This is a genomic window from Mycobacterium sp. GA-1285, assembly GCF_001499905.1.
GTDB lineage: Bacteria > Actinomycetota > Actinomycetes > Mycobacteriales > Mycobacteriaceae > Mycobacterium.
The window spans coordinates 13,514-32,914 of the sequence record NZ_LQIS01000027.1 but is presented as its reverse complement, the minus strand read 5'-3'; the positions used below and the strand labels follow the sequence as shown (position 1 = coordinate 32,914).

Sequence of the window (19,401 nt, the reverse complement as noted above, 5' to 3'; positions counted from 1 at the left end):
AACCGAAACTCCGAACGGACTCGGCATAGCGCAACTCCAATCACAACAGATGTTGCACTGACCGTATGAATCTGCCGCGCCGAAGAACGTCGCCGTATTCACAAACGGCCGCCAAGCCGGGGCCCGCCCGCGGTGACCAGCGGTTACGCCCGCGATCTTCATAGCGATTGTGCATGATGATCAAGCAGCGTAGGGTTCACTTCAGGTTGAGTTCACAGCCGAGCTGGAACGTCATCGACGTGCAGGGCCGAACTCCCGCCTCTGCTGCGAAGGCTTTGAAGACGCAGGGCCCAAATTTTTGACGTGAACCACAGTACGAATGACGCATTCACTGATGGAGTCACACATGTCCAATGCCATGTCATCCCGCGCTCTTGAAGCGCAGTCCGTCGACACCCGCCACTGCCACACCGCGCACTTCGCGACCCGTCGACTGCAACCCGACACCGCGGTCGTCACCGCCCACGGTGAGATCGACGCCGCGAACTCTCGGGCGTTCGTCGACTACGCGCTGCGTCACGCCGCAGAGCTCGAGCGCATCGTCATCGACCTGTCGGACGTCGATTTCTTCGGCACCGCAGGGTTTTCCGCGCTCCACACGCTCAACGTGCGCACCGCGGGCGAAAACATCGAGTGGGCTCTGGTGCCGAGCGAGCCGGTCAGCCGGCTGCTGCGCATCTGCGATCCCGATGCCGCATTGCCTGTCCGCGACAGCGTCGAGGCAGCGCTTTCGGCCGGTGAGGACAAAGGACCGCTACTGCAACTGGTCCCGAAGGCGCGCTAGGGATTTCGCCAGCAGACGCGACACGTGCATCTGTGAGATGCCCACGCGCTCCGCGATCTGCGTCTGCGTGAGCGACTCGAAGAAGCGCAGCAACAACACGGTTCGTTCGCGCTCAGGTAGCGCAGCGAGCAAGGGCCGCAACGCTTCCCGGTTCTCGATCTGATCGAGACCCAGGTCGACGTCGCCCAGCGTGTCGGCGATCGCGGGGGCGTCCTCGGTTCCGCTACCGCCGCTGTCGATCGACAGCGTGTTGTAGGAGCTTCCGGCCACCAGGCCCTCGACGACCTCGTCGCGGTCCATCCCCAGCTCGGCTGCCAGTTCCGACGCCGTCGGGGCGCGGCCGAGTCGCTGCGACAGCTCCGCGGTGGCGGCGCCGAGCCGCAGATGGAGTTCCTTGAGCCGCCGCGGCACCTTGACCGACCAGCTGTTGTCGCGGAAATGCCGTCGAACCTCGCCCATGATGGTGGGCACAGCGAACGAGACGAAGTCCGAGCCGGCCTCGACGTCGAAGCGGATCACCGCGTTGACCAGTCCGACGCGGGCCACCTGCACGAGGTCTTCGCGCGGCTCGCCGCGTCCGTCGAAGCGACGCGCGATGTGGTCGGCCAGCGGCAGGCAGCGCTCGACGATGCGGTCGCGCTGCCGCTGGAACTTCGGTGAGTCCTCCGGCACGTTCTTCAACTCGCGGAACATGTCGGCGACATCCGCGTACTCAGAGTTCGAACGCGACGACGAACCCTGTGACGTCGACGGCGTCACTGCAGCGTCGCTCGTCTCGTCGTCATGGAGATCCCGAACACCTGGGCGTTCTCGGACCCCTGTCCATCCTCGAAGGTCTTCACCTCGTCGGTCAGCGAACTGAGCACGTGCCAGCTGAAGCTACCGGGCGCCAGGATGTCGAAACTCTTACACGTGGTGGACGCGTCGATGACGACGGCGTCCTCGCGCGGGTCGATCACGAGCAGCAGGACCGAATGCGGTAGCGCCGAGCGGATCAACCTGGTGCAGGCCTCGTCAACCGCGAGCCGCAGGTCGGCGACTGCGTCGAAGTCCAGATCCTCGAAGGTCGCCACCGCGGCGACCAGGGTGCGCAGCACCGCAAGATTCTCGAGTTCGGCGGCGACCCGGAGTTCCACCGACCGCGCGCCGTGCCCGTGCCCGTTGTTCTTGTTGGCAGTAGTTCTGGCAACGTCGGCCATTTGACCTCCTGGCAATGTCGAAGCGAGATTACCCCAGGTCGGATCCCACCTAACCACGAGTACTCCGGTGGCCCGCGAGCGACGACGTGTGCCGCAGGCCGGCGCGGGTATTCACCCGGTCATGGAGAAGCTCCCACCCCGCACGCGAAGGCTCGGGCTGACGAAACAGCGAACACAACTGTGACGAACCGCATTCTGATGGCGCGACAAAGTAAGACTTCTCCATGGTGGGGGTTCAATACCCCCGTGCGCTCGGGAACCAAACATGCGACTTCGCCGTAGCGACGTCAGCGGTCCCGGCCTGCGCCGGTTGCGCCGCGGTCGCGGGTTCTCCTACCACCATCCCGACGGCAGCCCGGTCACCGACGAGAAGACCCTGCAACGCATCAAGGACCTCGTCATCCCACCGGCCTGGAAGAAGGTATGGATCTGCCCGTACCCGAACGGGCACATCCAGGCGGTCGGTACCGACGCAGCGGGCCGGCGCCAGTACCTGTACCACCAGAGGTGGCAGGAGGAGCGCAACGAGGAGAAGTTCGACCGGGTCCTGGAGATGTCGGCCGCGCTGCCCGAGATGCGCAGGCGCATCGCCGCGGACCTGCGAGGCCGCGGGCTCACCCGCGACCGGGTACTGGCGCTCGCGTTGCACCTGGCGGATCTCGGCTACTTCCGCTCGGGCTCGGAGCAGTACGCCGAGGAGAACAATTCGTACGGCATCGCAACGCTGCTCTGCGAGCATGTGACGCTGCAGCGCAACGCGATCGAGTTCGACTTCCCCGCCAAGAGCGGGGTGCGACGGACGCTGCTGATCGACGACCCCGAAGCGGTCCGCTCGATCCGCGCGCTGTTGCGCCGCCCGGAACGCACCGAGCGGTTGCTGGTGTGCCGCAACAGTTCGGGCTGGATCGACATCCACGCCGAAGACCTCAACGCACGATTCAAGGAGCTCGTCGGAGATCGGTACACGGTCAAGGATCTGCGTACCTGGCACGGCACCGTGCTCGCGGCGGCGGCGTTCGTCGACGCCGACCCACCCGTCAACAAGACCGTGATCAAGAGGGTGGAGTCGGCGGTGATGAAGGAGGTGGCCGAGGAACTCGGCAACACACCCGCGGTGGCCCGAAGCTCGTATGTCGACCCGCGAGTGGTCCGGGGCTACGAGTCCGAACTCACCATCGCCGCGGAGGCCCGACGTGCCGCGAAGATGAAAACCCTCGCCGAACGTCAGGAGGTGCTCGACCGCGGCACGGCCCGCCTCATCCGCAGAGTCGCCAAAGGTCAGTAACCGGACGGTGTTCCGTTCCCCAGATAGGTCAACCCGAGGCCGGTGAGCAGTGCCGCATCGAGCAGGTTGCGGGTGTCCACGACCACTGCCCCCGGCGCATGCTCGGCGATCAAGGCCCAATCCAGTTCGCGGAACTCCGGCCACTCGGTGAGCACCACGATCGCGTCGGCTTCCTTGGCGGCCAGATACGGATCGTCGACGGTGACGATCGACGAACCCCGCAGCCGCGACTGATCCATCGTGGCGAGCCTCGGGTCGTATCCCGTGACCTGCGCACCGGTCTCGCCCAGGTCGGCGCAGATCGTCAACGCCGGTGAATCGCGCAGGTCACTGGTGCCCGCCTTGAACGTCAAGCCCAGGGCTGTGATGCGGGCCTGGTCGAGCGGAGTGACGATGATCCGGCTCAGCGTCGACACGATACGCGCGGATTGCGCGGTGTTCGTCAAGCGAGCGGATTCGATCTCCGGCAGGGGCACGCCCGCCACCCTGCCGGTGTGCAGGATGGCCGCGGTGTCCTTCGGCAGGCACGATCCGCCCCACCCGGGTCCGGGCTGCAGGAAGTGCGGGCCGATGCGAACGTCGGCGCCCATGCAGCGAGTGACGTCGGCGATGTCGGCACCCGTCCGGGCGCACAGCTGGGCCAGCGAGTTGGCGTAGGAGATCTTCACCGCGAGAAACGCATTGCTCGCGTACTTCGCCAACTCAGCGCTTTCCGGGCTCATCCGGAAGGTCTGCGCGTGGTTGCCGTACACGCCCGATACCAGACCGGCGGCGTCGTCGTCTTCGGCGCCGATCACGATGCGGTCCGGGTTGCGAAAGTCGTAGATGGCGTGGCTCTCCCGGAGGAACTCGGGATTGGAGACCGCGCGAATGCCGGCCCGCCGCAGCCGTTGTTCGATCCGACGGGTTGTGCCGACCGGAACCGTGGACTTGAGCACCAGCACCGAACCCGGTCGCAGGACGGCGGCGAGCTGCTCGACCGCGCCGTCCACCGCCGACAGGTCGGCCGACCCGTCCGATCCGCTCGGCGTCGGCACACAGACGAAAACCACGTCACGATCCGCCAAATCGGGATACTGGACGGTGAATTCGAGCTTCTGGGTGTCCAGGCCGTGACGAAGCAGCTCGCCGAGGCCGGGTTCGTCGAGGAGCGGGACACCACAGCGGAGTTGTTCGACCCGACCGGCGTCGACGTCGACGCACACCGTGTCGTGGCCGCGTTCGGCCAGGCACACCGCGGTCGTCAGGCCGACGTAGCCGGCGCCGATCACACCGGCGCGGATGGTGTTCATGCACAGTCCTTCAACAGGCTCTCGGTGGCTTCGAGCACGCGCCCGACCGTGATCAGCAGCAACCCTCGGTGCGGTCGGTCGGCGTGCGGGTCACCCTTGTCGCCGGCCCACACCGCGACGTGCGGACCCTTTCCACGGGGACCCCACCGGTTCGGTGGTGTCGGACCGAACAACAGCACCGACGGGGTGCCGGTCGCGGTCGCGATGTGTCCGACGCCGGTGTCACCACAGATCAACACGCGGCAATCGTGGATCAGCGCGACGAGTTCGAGCAGTCCGAGAGTGCCTGCAAGCACACTGGATCGGGGTAATCCAGCGGCGTCGGCCACAGACCGGGCCAGGTCGACTTCACTTCCGTCGCCGGTGATGACCACGTCGTGACCGCGGCTTCGCAGCACGGCGGCGACCTGTGCGAAACGCTCCGGTGGCCATCGCCGCGCGGCGTATGCGGCGCCCGGGTGAATCACCACGGCCGAGGAGCGGTTCGGAAAACCGTCCGGTCGCGGAATGGCCAGATCCTCTGGATCACAGTCGATTCCGGCCCCTTCGAGCAACGCGCACCAGCGGTCGACCTCGTGCAGTTCGGTCCGCCACGGTGGACCGTCGACTCCGGGATGAGCGCGATGTCGATGGCTGAGCAGGGTTCGGGGTTGCAGCGCGAGCAGATCGGTGATGCTTTCGGGGCCGCTCCCGTGCAGGTTCACCGCGAGGGCGGGTGGGGCGCTTCGAGGGCGGAGCCGGCCGAGGCCCGGCGTCGGGTCGAGTTCGTCGACCGCGGCCGAGAGCATCGCCAGATCGCGGTACCGTTCGGGGGCGGCGAGCACTATGTGGGCGTCGGGGTGTGCCCGGCGCAGCCCACGCAACGCCGGAATGCCGGTGAGCAGATCTCCGAGGCCCAGCGCGCGCAGGACCACGATGGTCTCCGGGCTCACGGCCATGAAGACTCCGTCGACGCGCACACGACCAACTCACGCACCTCGCAGCCCGCCGGCTGAGATAGGGCGAACACCACGGTGTCGGCGACGTGCTCGGGCCGGTTGAGCTTGGCGTCCGGCGGCGGCTTGTACTGCTCGTCACGGCTGTCGAAGAACGCCGTGTGCATACCGCCGGGGATCAGCGTCGTGACGCCCACTTCTCCGGCCAGTTCGGCGGCCAGCGCACGGGAGAATCCGATGACCCCGAATTTGGAGGCGCAGTACGCGGTCGCATCGCTGACGGCCTTGATCCCCAATGTCGATGCGCACGTGACGATTCGGCCACCCGTGCTCTTCAGGTATGGCAACGCCGAGCGGATGACTGCCGCCGTACCGAGCAGGTTGACGTGGATGACGCGTTCCCAGTCCTTGACCGCGACATCGTCGAGCTTGCCGCACACGTCGGTGCCTGCGGCGGTGAACACGCCGTGGATCTGGCCGCCGGCCTGCTCGGCCAGCTCGCGCACGGCGCCGTCCACCGCCTCGGTGTCGGCGAGATCGGCCCGCGCGAAGGCCACGCCCGGCTTCGGATCGTTGCGGTCGATCACCAGTGGTGTGCCGCCTTGGCGTGCAACGGCTTCCACCGTAGCCGCACCGAGCCCCGACGCACCGCCGGTGATGATGATGTTGCCCAGAGCCATTGATGATTCCTCTCGGTTCACGACCGCGCCGCGGCGATCAGGTTTGACGACGAATAGCCGGCGACGGTCGGCAGCAGCACGACGTCACCGCCGTGACGGCGGACCACATCGGCCTCGGGAAGGTCGGCCTCGGTGTAGTCGCCGCCCTTGACCCAGATGTCGGGCCGCAGTTGCTCCAGCGCGGCTTCGGGTGACAGTTCGTCGAAGATCACCACGGCATCGACACACGCCAGCGCGGCCAGCACCCGCGCCCTGTCCTGGTCGGCCACGACGGGCCGGCGCGGTCCTTTCAGCGCGCGCACCGAGGCGTCGGAGTTCAGCAGCACCACCAACGCGTCGCCGAGATCGCGGGCTTGGCGCAGCAGCCGGACGTGTCCGGTGTGGAGGAGGTCGAAGCAACCACCGGTGGCGACCAGCCTGCCTCGGCGGCGACGCAAGCGGTCGCGGACCTCGGCGATGCCGCCGATGACGGCGGTCGACGTTGTCGCCGAATGTGTTCCACCGACTGCCGCCGCGGTCGACACGCCGACCGCACCGCCTGCGGCGACGAATCTGCTGGCGGCGTTCACGGCGTCGGCGACGGCGTCGTGAACACCCTTACCCGCCGCGAGTGCCATGGTGGCCGCAATCGCGAACCGGTCGCCCGCGCCGCAGGTGTCGCCGTGGTCGGACCGTGCGCCCGGATCGCGCACCGGGTGGTGCTCGTTGCCGGTGTCGTTGGCCACGAGCGCGCCCTTCGGACCCAGGGTGACGCATACCGCTCGTGCCGCCCACTGTCCGCGCAGCGACTCCGCCGAGCGTCCCGCCGCCTCATCTTGATTCGGTGTGACCAGCCAGCAACCCGGGACCGGTTCGCTTCCGCGGGGGTGGGGGTCCCACACCGTCGGAACCCGCCGTGTGGCCGAGGCGACGAGATCCCGGATCTGGCTGTGCGCGGTGACGCCACGTCCGTAGTCGGCCACGCAGACGGCGGCGGCCCGGTCGAGCACCTCACCCACCTCGGCGGGCACCGGGGCGGCCGCGGCCGATCCGTCACCGTGGTCGAGCCGCAGCATCGAGTGCCCGGCCGCGCGGATCCTGGTCTTACACACCGTGTTTCCGGCCAAGTGCAACCGGATGAGCCGCACCCCGGCGTCGGTCAGCAGGTCGGTCAACGCCTGACCTTCGGCGTCGTCGCCGACCGCGGTCACCAGCACCACGTCGCAGCCCGTCCGCGCGGCGAGCACAGCGGCCAGCCCCGCGCCGCCCGGGCGCCGCCAGATCCGTTCGGTGTCGACCACCGGGACAGGCGCCTCGGGACTGAGCCGCGTGGCGGTGCCCTCGATGTCGACGTCGAGCATCGAATCGCCGATCACGACCAGTGGCTCACTCATGGGACGCCCCCAGCAGGTCACCGTCTGTCGCAAGGGCCGCGTCCACCGCAATGCACAGCGCATGGACGAGCAGCAGGTGGATCTCCTGGACGGTCGCACTGGTCGGCGCGTCGACGCAGACGGCGTCGTCACACATCGCGGCCAGGGGATTGGGCTCGGGACCCGTGAATGCCCATGTGGCCAGGTCGATTTCGTGCGCGGCCTTGACGGCGGCGAGCAGGTTCGGGCTGGTGCCGCTGGTGGACAGCGAGACCAGTACGTCGCCCGGCCTGCCGTGCGCCCGAACGCCTCTGGCGAAGATCTCTTCGACGCCGTAGTCGTTGCCGATCGCGGTCAGAGCCGAGGTGTCGGCGTGTAACGAGATGGCCGACATCGGCATTCGCTCGTGTCGGAAACGGCCGACCAGTTCAGCGGTCAGATGTTGCGCCTCGGCCGCACTGCCACCGTTCCCGCAGGCCAGTAGCCGGCCGCCGGTGGCGAGCACATCGGCGAGCCGCCGCCCCCACGCGGCCAGCTTGGGCGCCTCGGGCGCGAGGTGTCCGGCCGCCTGTGACAGTGCCGAGAAGTGCGTTTGGATCGTCGGGATCATCATCGTCGGGATCATTGCCGTCCTCCAATTCGATCGACCGCGCCGAGCAGTTCGTCGTCGGTGATGCCGTCAAGGCAGGGGTGCCCCGGGACCGGGCAGATGCGGGCCCGGGTGAACCGGCACGCGGCCTGCTGGTCCCCGAGCCGAATGACGCTTGTCCCGTAGGGCGTCCACTGAGAGGCCGGTACCACGGGAGCGAAGAGCGAGACCACCGGTGTGCCGACGGCCGCCGCCAGGTGGGCGGGTCCGGTGTTGGGTGCGATCACCACTCGCCCTGCGGCGTAGACGGCAGCCAATGTGGCGAGCGTTGTGCGCCCTCCGAGGTCGATGGCCGAATCACCGGCCACCACCCCGGTGAGCTCGCGTTCGCCGGGATCGCCGGTGACGACGACGCGGTACCCGGCGGTGACGAGCGCGTCGACCATGCGGACGCTGCGCTCGGTGGTCGGCCGGCGCGCCGGTACGGCGGCTCCGGGATGGAAGACGACAAACGGTGTGTCGCCCAGCGATTCCGCGATGTCCGCGGGCAGTGGCGGTAATCGGCGCACCCGCAGCGTGCCGTCGTCGCCCTCGGACAGCTCACAGCCGGCCGCCCTGGCCAGAGACAGCGCGCGCTCTGGTTCGGGTACGCCGTCCGGAACGTGGTGTCGCAGGTCGAGCAGTGTGCCGGGATAGTCCTCGCTGATCGCCCCGACCCAGGGCACCGATGCCATCCGGCAGATCAACGCCAGCGGGAGCGGGGACTGATGAAACGACGTGAAGATGTATGCCCGTTCGGGGGCGACGTCGCGCAACTGTTTGACCAACGCCTCCACCTGGCCCGCGGTCAGTTCGGGTGAGTCGAAGTCCACCCACGGCGCCTGCCACTCGATGATGTCGTCGACGGCCGGCAGCAGTTCGGCGGCGGACCGTCCGCGCGGACCGGCCAGAAAGGTCACCGCGTCGTGTGTTTCGGCCACGGCACGGACCGCCGGACCGGTGATCAACACGTCACCGGCGCTGTCCAACCGCGCAACGATGGCCCGGCTCATCGGGAGTCCCTGAGCACCATGGACACCGCTTCGTCGAGGTTCGCCGCGACCCGCGCCTTGATCCGGGCCTCGCTGATCTCGTGGCGCAGCGTGCGGTCCGTGGGCACGAGGATCGCGTCGGCGCCCGCGGCAAGCGCCGCCTCGACGTCTCCACCGGTGTCACCGATCATCACGCACCGGCAGGGGTGGACACCGAGCGCGGCGGCGGCGTCTTCGACCATGCCGGGCGCGGGCTTCCGGCAACGGCATTCGTCGTCGGCGCCGTGCACGCACAGATGCCATGAGTCGAACGGCCCCAGAGCCGAGTCGACCGCCGCGTTGACGGAGTCCAGTTGGTCTGTGGTGATCAATCCCTTGGCCACACCGGACTGGTTGCTCACGATGGCCAGCGGTAACCCCTTGCGGCGCAATCGGTCCAAGGCGCGTGACGCCCCCGGCAGCGGACGCACACCGGCCGGATCGTTCAGATAGGGGCCGTCTTCGATGATGGTGTCGTCACGGTCGAGCAGCACCGCCAGCGGCGGATCGCGCCGCGAGGTGCGGAACGTCCACTCCCCGACCAACCGGTACCACACCGCGACCGGCGGAATCAGCACGCTGGTGAGTGCGATGCGACCGGCCTCGGTCAGGGTTCGCGGACCGGACCAGAACCGGCGGACCGCGAACTCGCCCGTCAGCAGCGCCCATGCAGCGGCGGCGGTACGCGCGACGCGCGACCGGCCCGCCAGCGCGCTCACCACCGCGACGAGGGCTGCGGCAGTGGTCGCCGCGTGTGCCGGGAGGCGGCCCCGGCCCTCCCCGATCGCCGAGCGCCACCGCCTGCCGAACTTGCGGCGAAGCAACGCGTTGTCGCGGTTGCCGATCTGGGCGCGCACACTGCTCATCAGCGTCGCCTTCGCGACCGGATGGGTACAGCGGCGCGACCCGCGCACAATGTCGTTGCCGGCCTGGGCGATTCGCAGCGCGACGTCCGAGTCCTCGCGGTACGCCCGGGGGAACCGTTCGTCGAACCCGCCGACGGCGACCAGGACATCACGCTTGAACGCCATGTCGGCGGTGATCCACTGTGCCTCGGCGAGGCGCTGCGTGCGACGCTCGTCGTCCGTGGCTTTGCGGCCGCCCACCCGCGGCACCTCGATCACCGCTTGTGAGGCGGCCGCCGACTCCACCTCGGCCTTCGCCAGGTCCTCTGCGACCGCGGCTAACCAATTCGTCTGCGGCACAACGTCATCGTCGAGAAAGCAGACCCAGTCGGCTCGGGCCGCACGCCAGCCGGTGTTGCGAGCGGCCGCCGGTCCCCGCCCCCCGCTGCGCAGCACGGTGACCGGAAGTCGCGTCTTAACCTGCAGGGGCCGATCCGGGTGGCTGCGGTCGTCGACGACGATCACCGACGCCGGCGTCGGCCCCGCGGATCCGTCGAGTTCGGCGAGCAGGCGGTGCAGCGACGGCCGCCCGACCGTCGGCACCACCACCGCGAAGGACGGCGTCATACCGGCCGCCTCACGAGGAACGGACCGATCGCCAGCACGTCGATCGGTGCGCTGCCGAAACATTCGAGCGCGTCGCGGGGGCTGTCGACCATCGGCCGCCCGGCGGTGTTGAAGCTGGTGTTGACGATCACCGGTACGCCGGTGTGCGCGGCGAATCTGCTGATCGTGTCGTGCAGCAGCGGGTGGTCACGGCCGACGGTCTGAATGCGTGCGGTGCCGTCGACGTGGGTCACCGCGGGAATCCGGTCCCGCCACTGGGCGGCGACGTCGTGCACGAACAGCATGTAGGGGCTCGGAACCGGTCCACCGGAGAAAATCTCGGCGGCGCGTTCGGCGAGCACCATCGGCGCGACCGGCCGGAACTGCTCACGCCCTTTCACGGTGTTGAGTCGCTCCAGGTTCTCGATGCGCCGCGGATCGGCCAGCAGCGACCGTTGACCGAGCGCGCGCGGCCCGAACTCGGCGCGGCCCTGGAACCAGCCGACGAGATTGTCGTCGGCCAACGCGTCTCCGATCGCGGCGGCCAGATCGGAGGGCCGCTCATGGGGTATCGCGGCCTCGGTGAGCGCCGCGGCGATCTCGTCGTCGGAGAACCCTCGACCCAGCGCGGCCGACGGCATCGGCGCGATCGGCTCGCCGGCGTCGCCCGCCAAAGCCAGCGCCGCACCGAGCGCGGTTCCCGCGTCCCCCGCGGCCGGCTGCACCCACACGTTCGAAAAACCGCCGCGGGAAAAGAGCTTCGAATTCGCCACGCAGTTCAGCGCGACTCCGCCTGCGAGGCAGAGGCTTTCGTGATCGGTGCGGTCGCGAAGCCAGCGCACGAGGTCGAGCAGCACTTCTTCGACGACCGTCTGGACGCTGCACGCGAGGTCGGCGTGCTCGGGTTCTGGCCGGTCCAGCGCATGCCCCTTCCCGGCGCCAGGTGCGCGGGCGGGCGTGATCGAGTTCCAGTCCACCGGTTCGGTGCGGAACCCGCCGTCGGCACACGCGTAGACCGCTTCTCTGAACCGGTCGGCGAACCGCGGCGTCCCGTAGGACGCCATCGCCATCACCTTGTACTCGTCGCTGGAGCGCTTGAATCCCAGGTGCTCGGTGAGGCTCTCGTAGAACAGCCCCAGCGAGTGCGGCAGCGACTGTGTCGCGAGCACGTCGAGCTTGTGATCGCGATAGCTCCCGGCCAGCATCGAAGACCGCTCGCCGCGCCCGTCGACGACCAGCACCGCGCAGTCGGGGTGGGGCGAGGCCAGCGCGGTCGACGCGGCATGCGCGACGTGATGGCGGACGTGGCGGACGATGCCCGGATCGAGGCCCGGCAGGGCGGACTGCAGGAAGCGGGGAGCGCGTTCGGCGTAGAGCGTGCGCAAGTACTCCCAGTCACGGTCCAGACCATCGAGTCCGTCGGTGGACTCGTCCATCACGCGGGGGTCGTACGAGTACCCGACGAGGTCCAGGTCCGACGGGCTCAGGCCCGCCTGCTCGAGGCACCACCGCGCCGATTCCACCGGCAACTCCCACGTCGAGAACGGCACGGCCTGTTTTCCGTGCTTGCGCCGGGTGAACCGCTCCTCCTCGGCGGCGGCAACGATGTGACCGTCCACCACAAGCGCGGCAGCGGGGTCGTGAAACACTGCATTGATCCCGAGAATGCGCATGACGTTCCTCAACTCCCCTGCAGCGCAACGGTTACCGATTGCCGGCGGAACCAGTCGACGGTCATGGACAGGCCATCGGTGTAGCCGACCCGCGGATGGCAACCGAGCAGCTCGCGCGCCAGCGAGATGTCGGGGCACCGACGTTGCGGATCGTCCTGCGGCGCCGGACGGAACTCGATCGGCGAGTCGCTTCCGGCCAGCTCCCGGATGAGCTCGGCGATTCGCAGCACCGTCAGTTCGTCGGGGTTGCCGACGTTCACCGGTCCGGCGCAATCGGATTCACCCAGGGCGACCAGCGCCGCGACGGTGTCGTCGACGAAACACAACGAGCGAGTCTGGGTGCCCGTCCCGTTGACCGTGATCGGTTCACCGGTCAATGCCTGATGACAGAAGGTGGGCACGATGCGGCCGTCGTCGGGCCGCATCCGCGGTCCGTACGTGTTGAAGATCCGCGCCACGGCGATGTCGGCCGACCGCTCGCGCAGATACGCGAACGTCAACGCCTCGGCGAACCGCTTCGCCTCGTCGTACACGCTGCGCGGGCCGATCGGATTGACGTTGCCCCAATATGATTCGCGCTGCGGATGTTCCAGCGGGTCGCCGTACACCTCGCTGGTGGAGGCCAGCACCAGCCGTGCGCCGCTCCGCTGCGCGAACTCGAGCATGTGCGAGGTGCCGAGCGCCCCGGTGCGAAGCGTCTGGATAGGCAGCCGCAGATAGGCCGCCGGCGAGGCCGGCGATGCGAGGTGGAAGACGGTGTCGATTCCCGACGGCAGATCGGGCAGCGGCTCGCTGATGTCGTGCCGGACGAACCGGTAGCCAGGGCGGTCGAGGAACAGATCGGCGGCGGTCGGCGCGCTGGTCGACAGGTCGTCGACGCAGGTCACCTCGACGCCGCTGTCGAGCAGTCGCTCGCACAGGTGCCCGCCGAGAAACCCGCCGCCGCCGGTGACCAGCGCGTGTCTGATGTCATGCATCGTTTGCCTTCCGGATGCGCGGGTAGCCAGCACCGTCATGCAGGGCCGAGCTTCCACCGATGTCTCGTTCGTGATAGCCAGTCAGAATCGCGCCGCGGAGTTGGCGGCGGTGGTGGCCAGGCTGCTGGACACCACGCCGTGCCCGATCGTGGTGGTGGACAACGCCTCCACCGACGACACCGCCGCGATCATGAACGGAATAGCGGCACGGTCCGCGGGCCGCCTTCAGCTCGTCGAGCTCGGCAGCAATCTCGGCGCGGTCGGCCGCAACGTCGGGGTGGCGGCGTGCCGCACGCCGTACGTCGCGTTCTGCGACGACGACTCCTGGTGGACGCCGTTGGCTCCCGCGATCGCTGTGGAGGCATTCGAACGGCACCCGTCGGTGGGTCTGCTCGCCGCGCGCACGATCGTCTGGCCGCAGCGCCGGGAGGATTCGTTTTCCGCTGTGCTGGCCGGCAGCGCGCTCGGTCGGCGGCCGGAGCTGCCGGGTCCGTCGATCCTGGGATTCATGAGTTGCGCGGCCATGGTCCGCAAGCGGGCATTCGAACAGGCCGGCGGTTTCAGCGCCATCCTGCACTTCCGCGGGGAGGAGCAACTGCTCGCCCTGGATATGGCCGCGGCCGGCTGGGACCTGTGCTACTACCCCGAACTGCTGGCCATTCACCAACCGTCCCCGGTGCGCACCACGACCGCGGCCCAGGCCGCGAGGGTGTTGCGCAACGACGTGCTCACCACGTGGCTGCGACGCCCGATTCGCCGCTGCCTCAGCGCAAGTGGACGCTTGGCTGTGGCAGCGCTGCGCGATCGCGACCATGCCCGGGGTGCGGTCGAGGCTGTGGCCCGGATTCCCGCGGTCCTCGCCGAGCGCCGACCGCTGCCCCGCGAACTCGAGGAAGCGGTGGCCTTGTTGGAGTCGGGCTGAGCCGGTCATCCGGACGACAGACTCGTCGCCGGTTCCGGTTGCGAGACCGGCACCGGCACCAACCGGTCGTAGATTCTCTGACTGTCGGCGGCGATTCGGTCCCACGAGTAGCGGGCCCGCGCGCGATCCCGTCCGGCGGCACCCATGCTCTGTCTGAGGAAGTCGTCGCGAAGCAGACTGTTGACGGCCTTGGCCACCTCCTCGGGCCGCTGCGGCTTGACCAGCTGTCCGGTCACGTCGTGGACGACGGTGTCGAGCATTCCGCCCACCGCCGACGCCACCACTGGCACGCCGCACGCCATCGCCTCGAGTGGCACGATGCCGAACGGTTCGTACCATGGAGTGCACGCCACCACGTCGGCCGACCGAAGAATCGCCGGCATCTCTGCGCGCGACACCGAGCCGTACAGCTTTACTCGGTCCGCGACGCCCAATTCCGTTGCCAGAGCGAGTAACCGGCGTGCCTCGGGATCCGAGCCCAGTCGTGACTCGTCGGGTCCGCCGACGATCACGAGTTCGGCTTCGGGCAGATGGGGCAACGCGCGCACGACGACGTCGAAACCCTTGCGTGGCACGAACCGGCCGACGCTGACGATGCGTTGCCTGTCGGATCCCGGCGCCACGGGTCCTTCGGGGCTGAACAGGTCGAGATCCACGCCGCAAGGCACCACGGAGATGCGGTTGCGGGACCGACCCATTCGCATCAATTCGAACACCTCGTCGGTGCAGGTGGCCACGACCCAGGTAGCGGAACGGGCCACCGTTGCCTCCAGGTGCAACCGGTCCGGCGGGCTCGTGTCCTGCACACCCTGGTGGCGCCGTTTCACCACTCCCAGCGCGTGAAATGTCTGAACCGCAGGCAGATTGAGATGGCGGGCGGCGAGTTGCGTTGCGATACCGGACATCCAGAAGTGGGCATGCGCTACGTCGGGTCGATCCACCGCCCAGTCGGCGTCGAGGAACTGCGCGAACGGACCCATGTACGACAGGATTTCGTCCTTGGGCAACGGCTCCGGAGGACCGGCGGGAACGTGCACGACGGTGTATCCCCCGGGTGTGACCACGCGGTCAGGCAGATCCGGATCGTCCCTTCTGGTGTAGACGGTCACCTGATGACCGCGTCTGGTCAGTGCCGCCGACAACTCGGCGACGTGTACGTTCTGCCCGCCGGCGTCGACTCCGCCGAGCGCAGCCAGTGGGCTGGCATGTTCAGACACCATTGCGATCTTCATCGGCGCCTCCTTTTGGTTGTCATCGGCAGCACTCGTCGATGAGGTCGTCCCATTGCGCGAGGAACCGATCGATTCCGAACTGCGCCATGGCGAAATCCCGCGCTGCCTTACCGGCCGCAGACGCGGCCGCGCGGTCTGCGACGAACGCCGACAGAGCGCGCGAAAGTGTGTCGATATCGGCGCTCACCACGCCGGCCTCCGGCGGCACGACCAGTGGCGCCATCGTCGAGGCGACGGCGACCACCGGCATTCCCATGAACATCGCCTCGATCAGCGACAGACCCAGAGACGTCCATCGGGCGGTGTGCAGAAACACCCGCCGGCGGGCCACCTCGGGCAGCAAGGCCGCGGTGGGCACGTCGCCCCTACCGCGGACCCGCGGGCTCCTGACGCATTCGCTGAGCACCTCGGTGCCGATGCCCCACACGTCGATCGGGACCGTCTCCCCGAACGTCGCCAGCAAATCCGCACCCACCGTGCGCCAGCGCCGGCAGGGTTCGTTGATCATCGTCGCAGCGGCCCCGATGTCTCCGCGGTAGAGCAAACCTGGGTCGGCGATCCCGTGGGTGATGACGCGCGTCGGCGCCCCACCGTTGTTCCACATGAGACGGTTGAAGTCGGTCACGTGCACGATCGGGATGTCGTTGCGGTCAGCAACCGGGTGGACACTGTCGACCGGGAACGGTCGCGGGGCGTTGTGCTCCACGTAGACAGCGGGTACATCCACGCCCGGTCGTCGTCCCAGCCACCTACTCGCCAACTCGATTTCTTCAGGACGCTGCAACACCACCAGGTCGATGTGCTGGTCATACAAGTCGTCGCACGAAACCTCCTGTGCACGTGGCCAATTGCGGCCGCACAGGCCGCGGCCGTGCGCGTCCCGCTCTTTGTTGACAGGCAACACACAGCGATGGCGGCCTGCGACGAAGGACTCCGTCCACGACCCGTGCACATGCCAAAGCAGAACCGAACGCGGGGTCGAGATCATCGACATGTGGCCCGCCTACCCGAGCACTTCGCAGGCAAACGGTTCTCCGAACGACTCTTCGCATCGCGGATAGGCCGCCATTCGCATTCCGGACGATCCACTTCGCAGAGCGGATCAGGTGCGGCGCCATACCGTTTTCGCCCTGTGGGCCCGGGGTATCCCAGCCGACATGTCAGACAGCGAAGGCCTGCCCGACGACGTTCCGCTCGCCGACGCGATGGAGCAACAGCGAGACCCCAGCGAACCGCCTCTCGACGAGGAGGCCGCCGCGCAGCCGGAGCCCAATCCGCCTCTGGAGGCGTCGCCCGCCGACTGGCAGGAGCAGCTGGAGACGGTGGAGATCGACCCCGAGGACGACGCGGCGGCGGAGTGATCCGGTCGCGCGGGCGTTTAGTCGTTCGGGCCGTCGGGAACCCGACAGCTGCGCGGGGAAGTTCCTCGTTGTTGGACTGATCCACTCCGATCGCGGAAGGTGAACATGACCGAGAAGAACAGTGGCCCTGAGGAAGGCATCAAGGGCGTCGTCGAGGACGTCAAGGGTAAGGCGAAGGAAGGCATCGGCACCGTCACCGGACGTGACGACCTGACCCGCGAGGGCAAGGCCCAGCAGGACAAGGCCGACGCCCAGCGAGACGCCGCCAAGAAGGAAGCCGAGGCGGAATCCGCGCGGGGTGGCGCGAAGGCCGCCGAGGAGCGCCAGAAGTCCGAACAGTAAGCCCGCTCGAGGAGAAAAGCCCAGCCGAACCGGCTGGGCTTTTTTCTCGCGCCTCGACTACCGCGTCAACTGCTCGGGCTTTGCCGTTCGGCGTCGGGATGCTCTGCGTACCATCGTTCTTCGATCTTGCGCACCCGCAGATGCGCGACGAGGAGCCAGCCGCCGCCAATGACGAACAGCGCGGCGGACCCACAGCCCAGGCCGATGCCCACGCCGTGGTGACCCGCGCCGTGAGCTGCGAGCGCCGACACGAACAGCACCAGGCCCAGTCCGATGAGCACCAGGCCGGGCAGGTTCTTGGTGTCCTTCATCGACTCCCCGGCATGGGGACGAGTCGTCCTCGCGTGGTCGACGGGATCTTTCGGGCTCTTCATCGGTACTCCTCTCGCGCCCGGTCAGGGGCTGATGACAACGCTAGATCTACCCGAGCGCACCTGCACGGAAACCGACCGGAGGTTCACCCTCACTGGTAGGGCGGGTACTTGCCGTCCCGTAGGGCTCTCGCGAGGTGAACGGCGTTGCGGGCCAAGGCGGCAGTCGTCGAGGTGACCGGCTCGGGCACCTCGTCGAGGTCCTTGTAGTCCTTGCTCTGCATCGCTTCGCCCGTCCAGTAGGTGCCGCCCTGGGCCGGGATGGTGTAGCCGATGTCGTTGAGGCCTTGAAAGCAGTCGGCGATGACTTTGTGCGCGCCGTCTTCGTTGCCCACGACTCCCACCACGGCGACCTTGCCCACCATGATCGGCCGGCCGGCATCGTCGGTGTTCGACAGTTCGGCGTCGAGCCGTTCCAGCACCCGCTGCGTCACGCTGGCCGGGTGCCCCAACCAGATCGGGGTGGACAACACCAGGATGTCGGCCCGCAGGAGCTTTTCGCGGATCTGCGGCCATTCGTCGCCGTCGCCCATGTCGGCCTCGACGCCCGGCGCGATCGCGTAGTCGACGCAGCGCACCGCTTCGGTCTCGACACCCGCAGCGTGCAGGTTCTGGCAGATGTGTTCGGCCATCAACGCGCTGCTCGACTCTGTGGGGCTGGGCTTGAGACTGCACACCAACGCCACGGCGGTCAGCGGTCGATCGCCGCTCGCCGGCGTGCTCATCCGCCGAACGCCGCGGAACCGGTGAGGGCGGGCATGCTCGTCGTGAGCACCAGCAGCATCGACGTCAGAAGAAACCATCCCGCGCCCTGCCACGCCGACGACATTTCGCCCCTGCGCCAGTTCTGATGGGCGCGGACGAACGCCCGCAAGGCACCGGCGATTAGGACCGCGGGAGCCGCGAGCGCCAGCAGGGTCCGCTGGGGTGCCCCGCAGGCCAGGCTGTCGGCGGTGGCCCCCTGGCAGGTGCTCACCCACACCATCGCGCCGATCAGGAAGACGGCTCCTGTGGCGCCGATCCCGAGCGCGAACCGTGCCGCGTCGCGGATACCGGTGTCGATTTGTCTCAGCTCGCTGGGACCGTGGTACACGACGAGAAACTCCCGGATTTGCTGCTTGATCAGCCGAACAGGTCTGACGCAGGGCGGAGTTCCCCGGCGAAACGCCCGGTAAACGTCAATTGTGTACGCGGTTGTGTGCGGTGAGCAGCAGCCTGTCGTAGGTGGAGCGCGGCGGCAACTCCTCGTCATAGGCCAGCCCGAGGAAGTCCTCGGCGATTTGCTCGGCCAAGGTCCGCAGCTTGGTGTTGGTTTCCTGTGAACGCCACCGGAGCAACTCGAACGCCGAGTCGGCGGAGATCCGGTAGATCAGCATCAGCATCCCCTTTGCCTGCTCGATCGGTCCGCGAGCCTCCGCCAACTCGGTGACCGCCGCGCTGAAGGCCCTGTCGTGCCGCTGCAGTGTGGACGGTGTGACGTCGACATAGAAGCCGTGAGTCCCCACCACTTGATCGCTGTCGTCGAAGAGCTGGTCGCCGACCACGACCACGTGGTGCACCTCGCCGTGGGTGTCGATGATCCGGTGGCGGGTGGAGAACGCGCCCGACGTGCGGCGAATCTCATCCAGCGTCGCCGCCACCTGGCGATAGTCGTCGGGGTGTTTGTGCGACAGCACGAGGTCGGTCGTCGGCTGTGCCGTACCCGGCTCGTAGCCGTGCATCCGTTCGACTTGCGGCGACCACTCCCAGCGTTCGTCGGCGAAGTAGAACCGGAACCAGCCCACCCGGTGCGGGTCGCCGCCGGCAAGTGCCTGCTCGACGGATGTCTGCCCGGTGGAACCAGCCGGCTCGTCGATCATGAATCGCAGATTAACGCGAGCCGCCGC

Annotated in this window: 22 protein-coding genes; 5 read left to right on the top strand and 17 right to left on the bottom strand. The window is 68.1% G+C overall.

Annotated elements, in window-relative coordinates; genetic code table 11:
• Positions 1-346 precede the first annotated feature (346 nt).
• Positions 347-784 (top strand): STAS domain-containing protein, encoded by a 438-nt coding sequence (locus tag AU193_RS15730; protein ID WP_156425236.1) that lies wholly within the window; start codon positions 347-349, stop codon positions 782-784.
• Here AU193_RS15730 and AU193_RS15725 read toward each other — a convergent pair.
• Both AU193_RS15725 and AU193_RS15720 read right to left on the bottom strand, forming a co-directional pair.
• Positions 755-1,477 carry an RNA polymerase sigma factor SigF gene (locus AU193_RS15725; RefSeq protein ID WP_369816186.1) on the bottom strand — a complete coding sequence of 241 codons (723 nt, stop codon included), beginning with the start codon at positions 1,475-1,477 and terminating at the stop codon, positions 755-757. The genes AU193_RS15730 and AU193_RS15725 overlap by 30 nt on opposite strands.
• A 62-nt stretch (positions 1,478-1,539) precedes the next feature.
• Positions 1,540-1,983, bottom strand: a complete 444-nt coding sequence (locus AU193_RS15720; RefSeq protein ID WP_064423303.1) for an ATP-binding protein — start codon at positions 1,981-1,983, stop codon at positions 1,540-1,542.
• 265 nt (positions 1,984-2,248) lie between these two features.
• On the opposite strand from AU193_RS15720, the gene AU193_RS15715 reads away from it, so the two are divergent.
• Complete coding sequence (locus AU193_RS15715) at positions 2,249-3,268, top strand: DNA topoisomerase IB (protein WP_064423302.1); 1,020 nt, start codon at positions 2,249-2,251, stop codon at positions 3,266-3,268.
• On the opposite strand, the gene AU193_RS15710 is transcribed toward AU193_RS15715, so the two are convergent.
• Genes AU193_RS15710 through AU193_RS15670 form a run of 9 tightly spaced genes read right to left on the bottom strand, consistent with a single transcriptional unit; the run spans position 3,262 to position 13,287 of the window.
• Complete coding sequence (locus tag AU193_RS15710; protein ID WP_064423301.1) at positions 3,262-4,560, bottom strand: UDP-glucose/GDP-mannose dehydrogenase family protein; 1,299 nt, start codon at positions 4,558-4,560, stop codon at positions 3,262-3,264. The genes AU193_RS15715 and AU193_RS15710 overlap by 7 nt on opposite strands.
• Positions 4,557-5,498, bottom strand: a complete 942-nt coding sequence (locus AU193_RS15705; RefSeq protein WP_064423300.1) for a glycosyltransferase family 9 protein — start codon at positions 5,496-5,498, stop codon at positions 4,557-4,559. The genes AU193_RS15710 and AU193_RS15705 overlap by 4 nt, the downstream gene beginning before the upstream one ends.
• On the bottom strand, positions 5,489-6,175 hold the full coding sequence (locus AU193_RS15700) for an SDR family oxidoreductase (protein ID WP_064423299.1): 687 nt from the start codon (positions 6,173-6,175) through the stop codon (positions 5,489-5,491). Before AU193_RS15700 ends, AU193_RS15705 begins: the two co-directional genes overlap by 10 nt.
• 17 nt (positions 6,176-6,192) lie before the next feature.
• Positions 6,193-7,548, bottom strand: a complete 1,356-nt coding sequence (locus AU193_RS15695) for a PfkB family carbohydrate kinase (protein WP_064423298.1) — start codon at positions 7,546-7,548, stop codon at positions 6,193-6,195.
• Positions 7,541-8,140: an SIS domain-containing protein gene (locus tag AU193_RS15690; protein ID WP_253867864.1), complete on the bottom strand. Its 600-nt coding sequence runs from the start codon at positions 8,138-8,140 to the stop codon at positions 7,541-7,543. The genes AU193_RS15695 and AU193_RS15690 overlap by 8 nt, the downstream gene beginning before the upstream one ends.
• Before the next feature lie 8 nt (positions 8,141-8,148).
• The gene (locus AU193_RS15685; RefSeq protein WP_064423297.1) at positions 8,149-9,168 is read right to left on the bottom strand and encodes a glycosyltransferase family 9 protein; all 1,020 of its coding nucleotides are present in this window, start codon (positions 9,166-9,168) and stop codon (positions 8,149-8,151) included.
• The gene (locus AU193_RS15680; protein WP_064423296.1) at positions 9,165-10,658 is read right to left on the bottom strand and encodes an HAD-IIIA family hydrolase; all 1,494 of its coding nucleotides are present in this window, start codon (positions 10,656-10,658) and stop codon (positions 9,165-9,167) included. The genes AU193_RS15685 and AU193_RS15680 overlap by 4 nt, the downstream gene beginning before the upstream one ends.
• Positions 10,655-12,310 carry a carbamoyltransferase C-terminal domain-containing protein gene (locus AU193_RS15675; RefSeq protein ID WP_064423295.1) on the bottom strand — a complete coding sequence of 552 codons (1,656 nt, stop codon included), beginning with the start codon at positions 12,308-12,310 and terminating at the stop codon, positions 10,655-10,657. The genes AU193_RS15680 and AU193_RS15675 overlap by 4 nt, the downstream gene beginning before the upstream one ends.
• A gap of 8 nt (positions 12,311-12,318) precedes the next feature.
• A complete protein-coding gene (locus AU193_RS15670) occupies positions 12,319-13,287 on the bottom strand; it encodes an NAD-dependent epimerase/dehydratase family protein (RefSeq protein WP_064423307.1) in 969 nt (322 codons plus the stop codon).
• A gap of 37 nt (positions 13,288-13,324) precedes the next feature.
• On the opposite strand from AU193_RS15670, the gene AU193_RS15665 reads away from it, so the two are divergent.
• Positions 13,325-14,209: a glycosyltransferase family 2 protein gene (locus AU193_RS15665; RefSeq protein WP_064423294.1), complete on the top strand. Its 885-nt coding sequence runs from the start codon at positions 13,325-13,327 to the stop codon at positions 14,207-14,209.
• A 5-nt stretch (positions 14,210-14,214) separates the two neighbouring features.
• Here the strand turns inward: AU193_RS15665 and AU193_RS15660 are convergent, their stop codons facing one another.
• Positions 14,215-15,441 (bottom strand): glycosyltransferase, encoded by a 1,227-nt coding sequence (locus AU193_RS15660; protein ID WP_064423293.1) that lies wholly within the window; start codon positions 15,439-15,441, stop codon positions 14,215-14,217.
• A 19-nt stretch (positions 15,442-15,460) separates the two neighbouring features.
• On the bottom strand, positions 15,461-16,429 hold the full coding sequence (locus AU193_RS15655; protein ID WP_064423306.1) for a glycosyltransferase: 969 nt from the start codon (positions 16,427-16,429) through the stop codon (positions 15,461-15,463).
• 169 nt (positions 16,430-16,598) lie between these two features.
• Here AU193_RS15655 and AU193_RS15650 point away from each other — a divergent pair, with 169 nt between their 5' ends.
• Both AU193_RS15650 and AU193_RS15645 read left to right on the top strand, forming a co-directional pair.
• Positions 16,599-16,802: a hypothetical protein gene (locus tag AU193_RS15650; protein ID WP_064423292.1), complete on the top strand. Its 204-nt coding sequence runs from the start codon at positions 16,599-16,601 to the stop codon at positions 16,800-16,802.
• 105 nt (positions 16,803-16,907) lie between these two features.
• The gene (locus tag AU193_RS15645; protein WP_064423305.1) at positions 16,908-17,144 is read left to right on the top strand and encodes a CsbD family protein; all 237 of its coding nucleotides are present in this window, start codon (positions 16,908-16,910) and stop codon (positions 17,142-17,144) included.
• Between the two features lie 65 nt (positions 17,145-17,209).
• Here AU193_RS15645 and usfY read toward each other — a convergent pair whose 3' ends face one another.
• The 4 genes from usfY to AU193_RS15625 form a co-directional block, all read right to left on the bottom strand.
• Positions 17,210-17,518, bottom strand: coding sequence for a protein UsfY (gene usfY, locus AU193_RS15640; protein WP_064423291.1), 309 nt, complete (start codon positions 17,516-17,518; stop codon positions 17,210-17,212).
• A gap of 89 nt (positions 17,519-17,607) precedes the next feature.
• A complete protein-coding gene (locus AU193_RS15635; RefSeq protein ID WP_064423290.1) occupies positions 17,608-18,240 on the bottom strand; it encodes a flavodoxin family protein in 633 nt (210 codons plus the stop codon).
• Positions 18,237-18,608 (bottom strand): hypothetical protein, encoded by a 372-nt coding sequence (locus AU193_RS15630; RefSeq protein WP_064423289.1) that lies wholly within the window; start codon positions 18,606-18,608, stop codon positions 18,237-18,239. Before AU193_RS15630 ends, AU193_RS15635 begins: the two co-directional genes overlap by 4 nt.
• Before the next feature lie 85 nt (positions 18,609-18,693).
• The gene (locus tag AU193_RS15625; RefSeq protein ID WP_064423288.1) at positions 18,694-19,374 is read right to left on the bottom strand and encodes a PAS and ANTAR domain-containing protein; all 681 of its coding nucleotides are present in this window, start codon (positions 19,372-19,374) and stop codon (positions 18,694-18,696) included.
• Positions 19,375-19,401 lie beyond the last annotated feature (27 nt).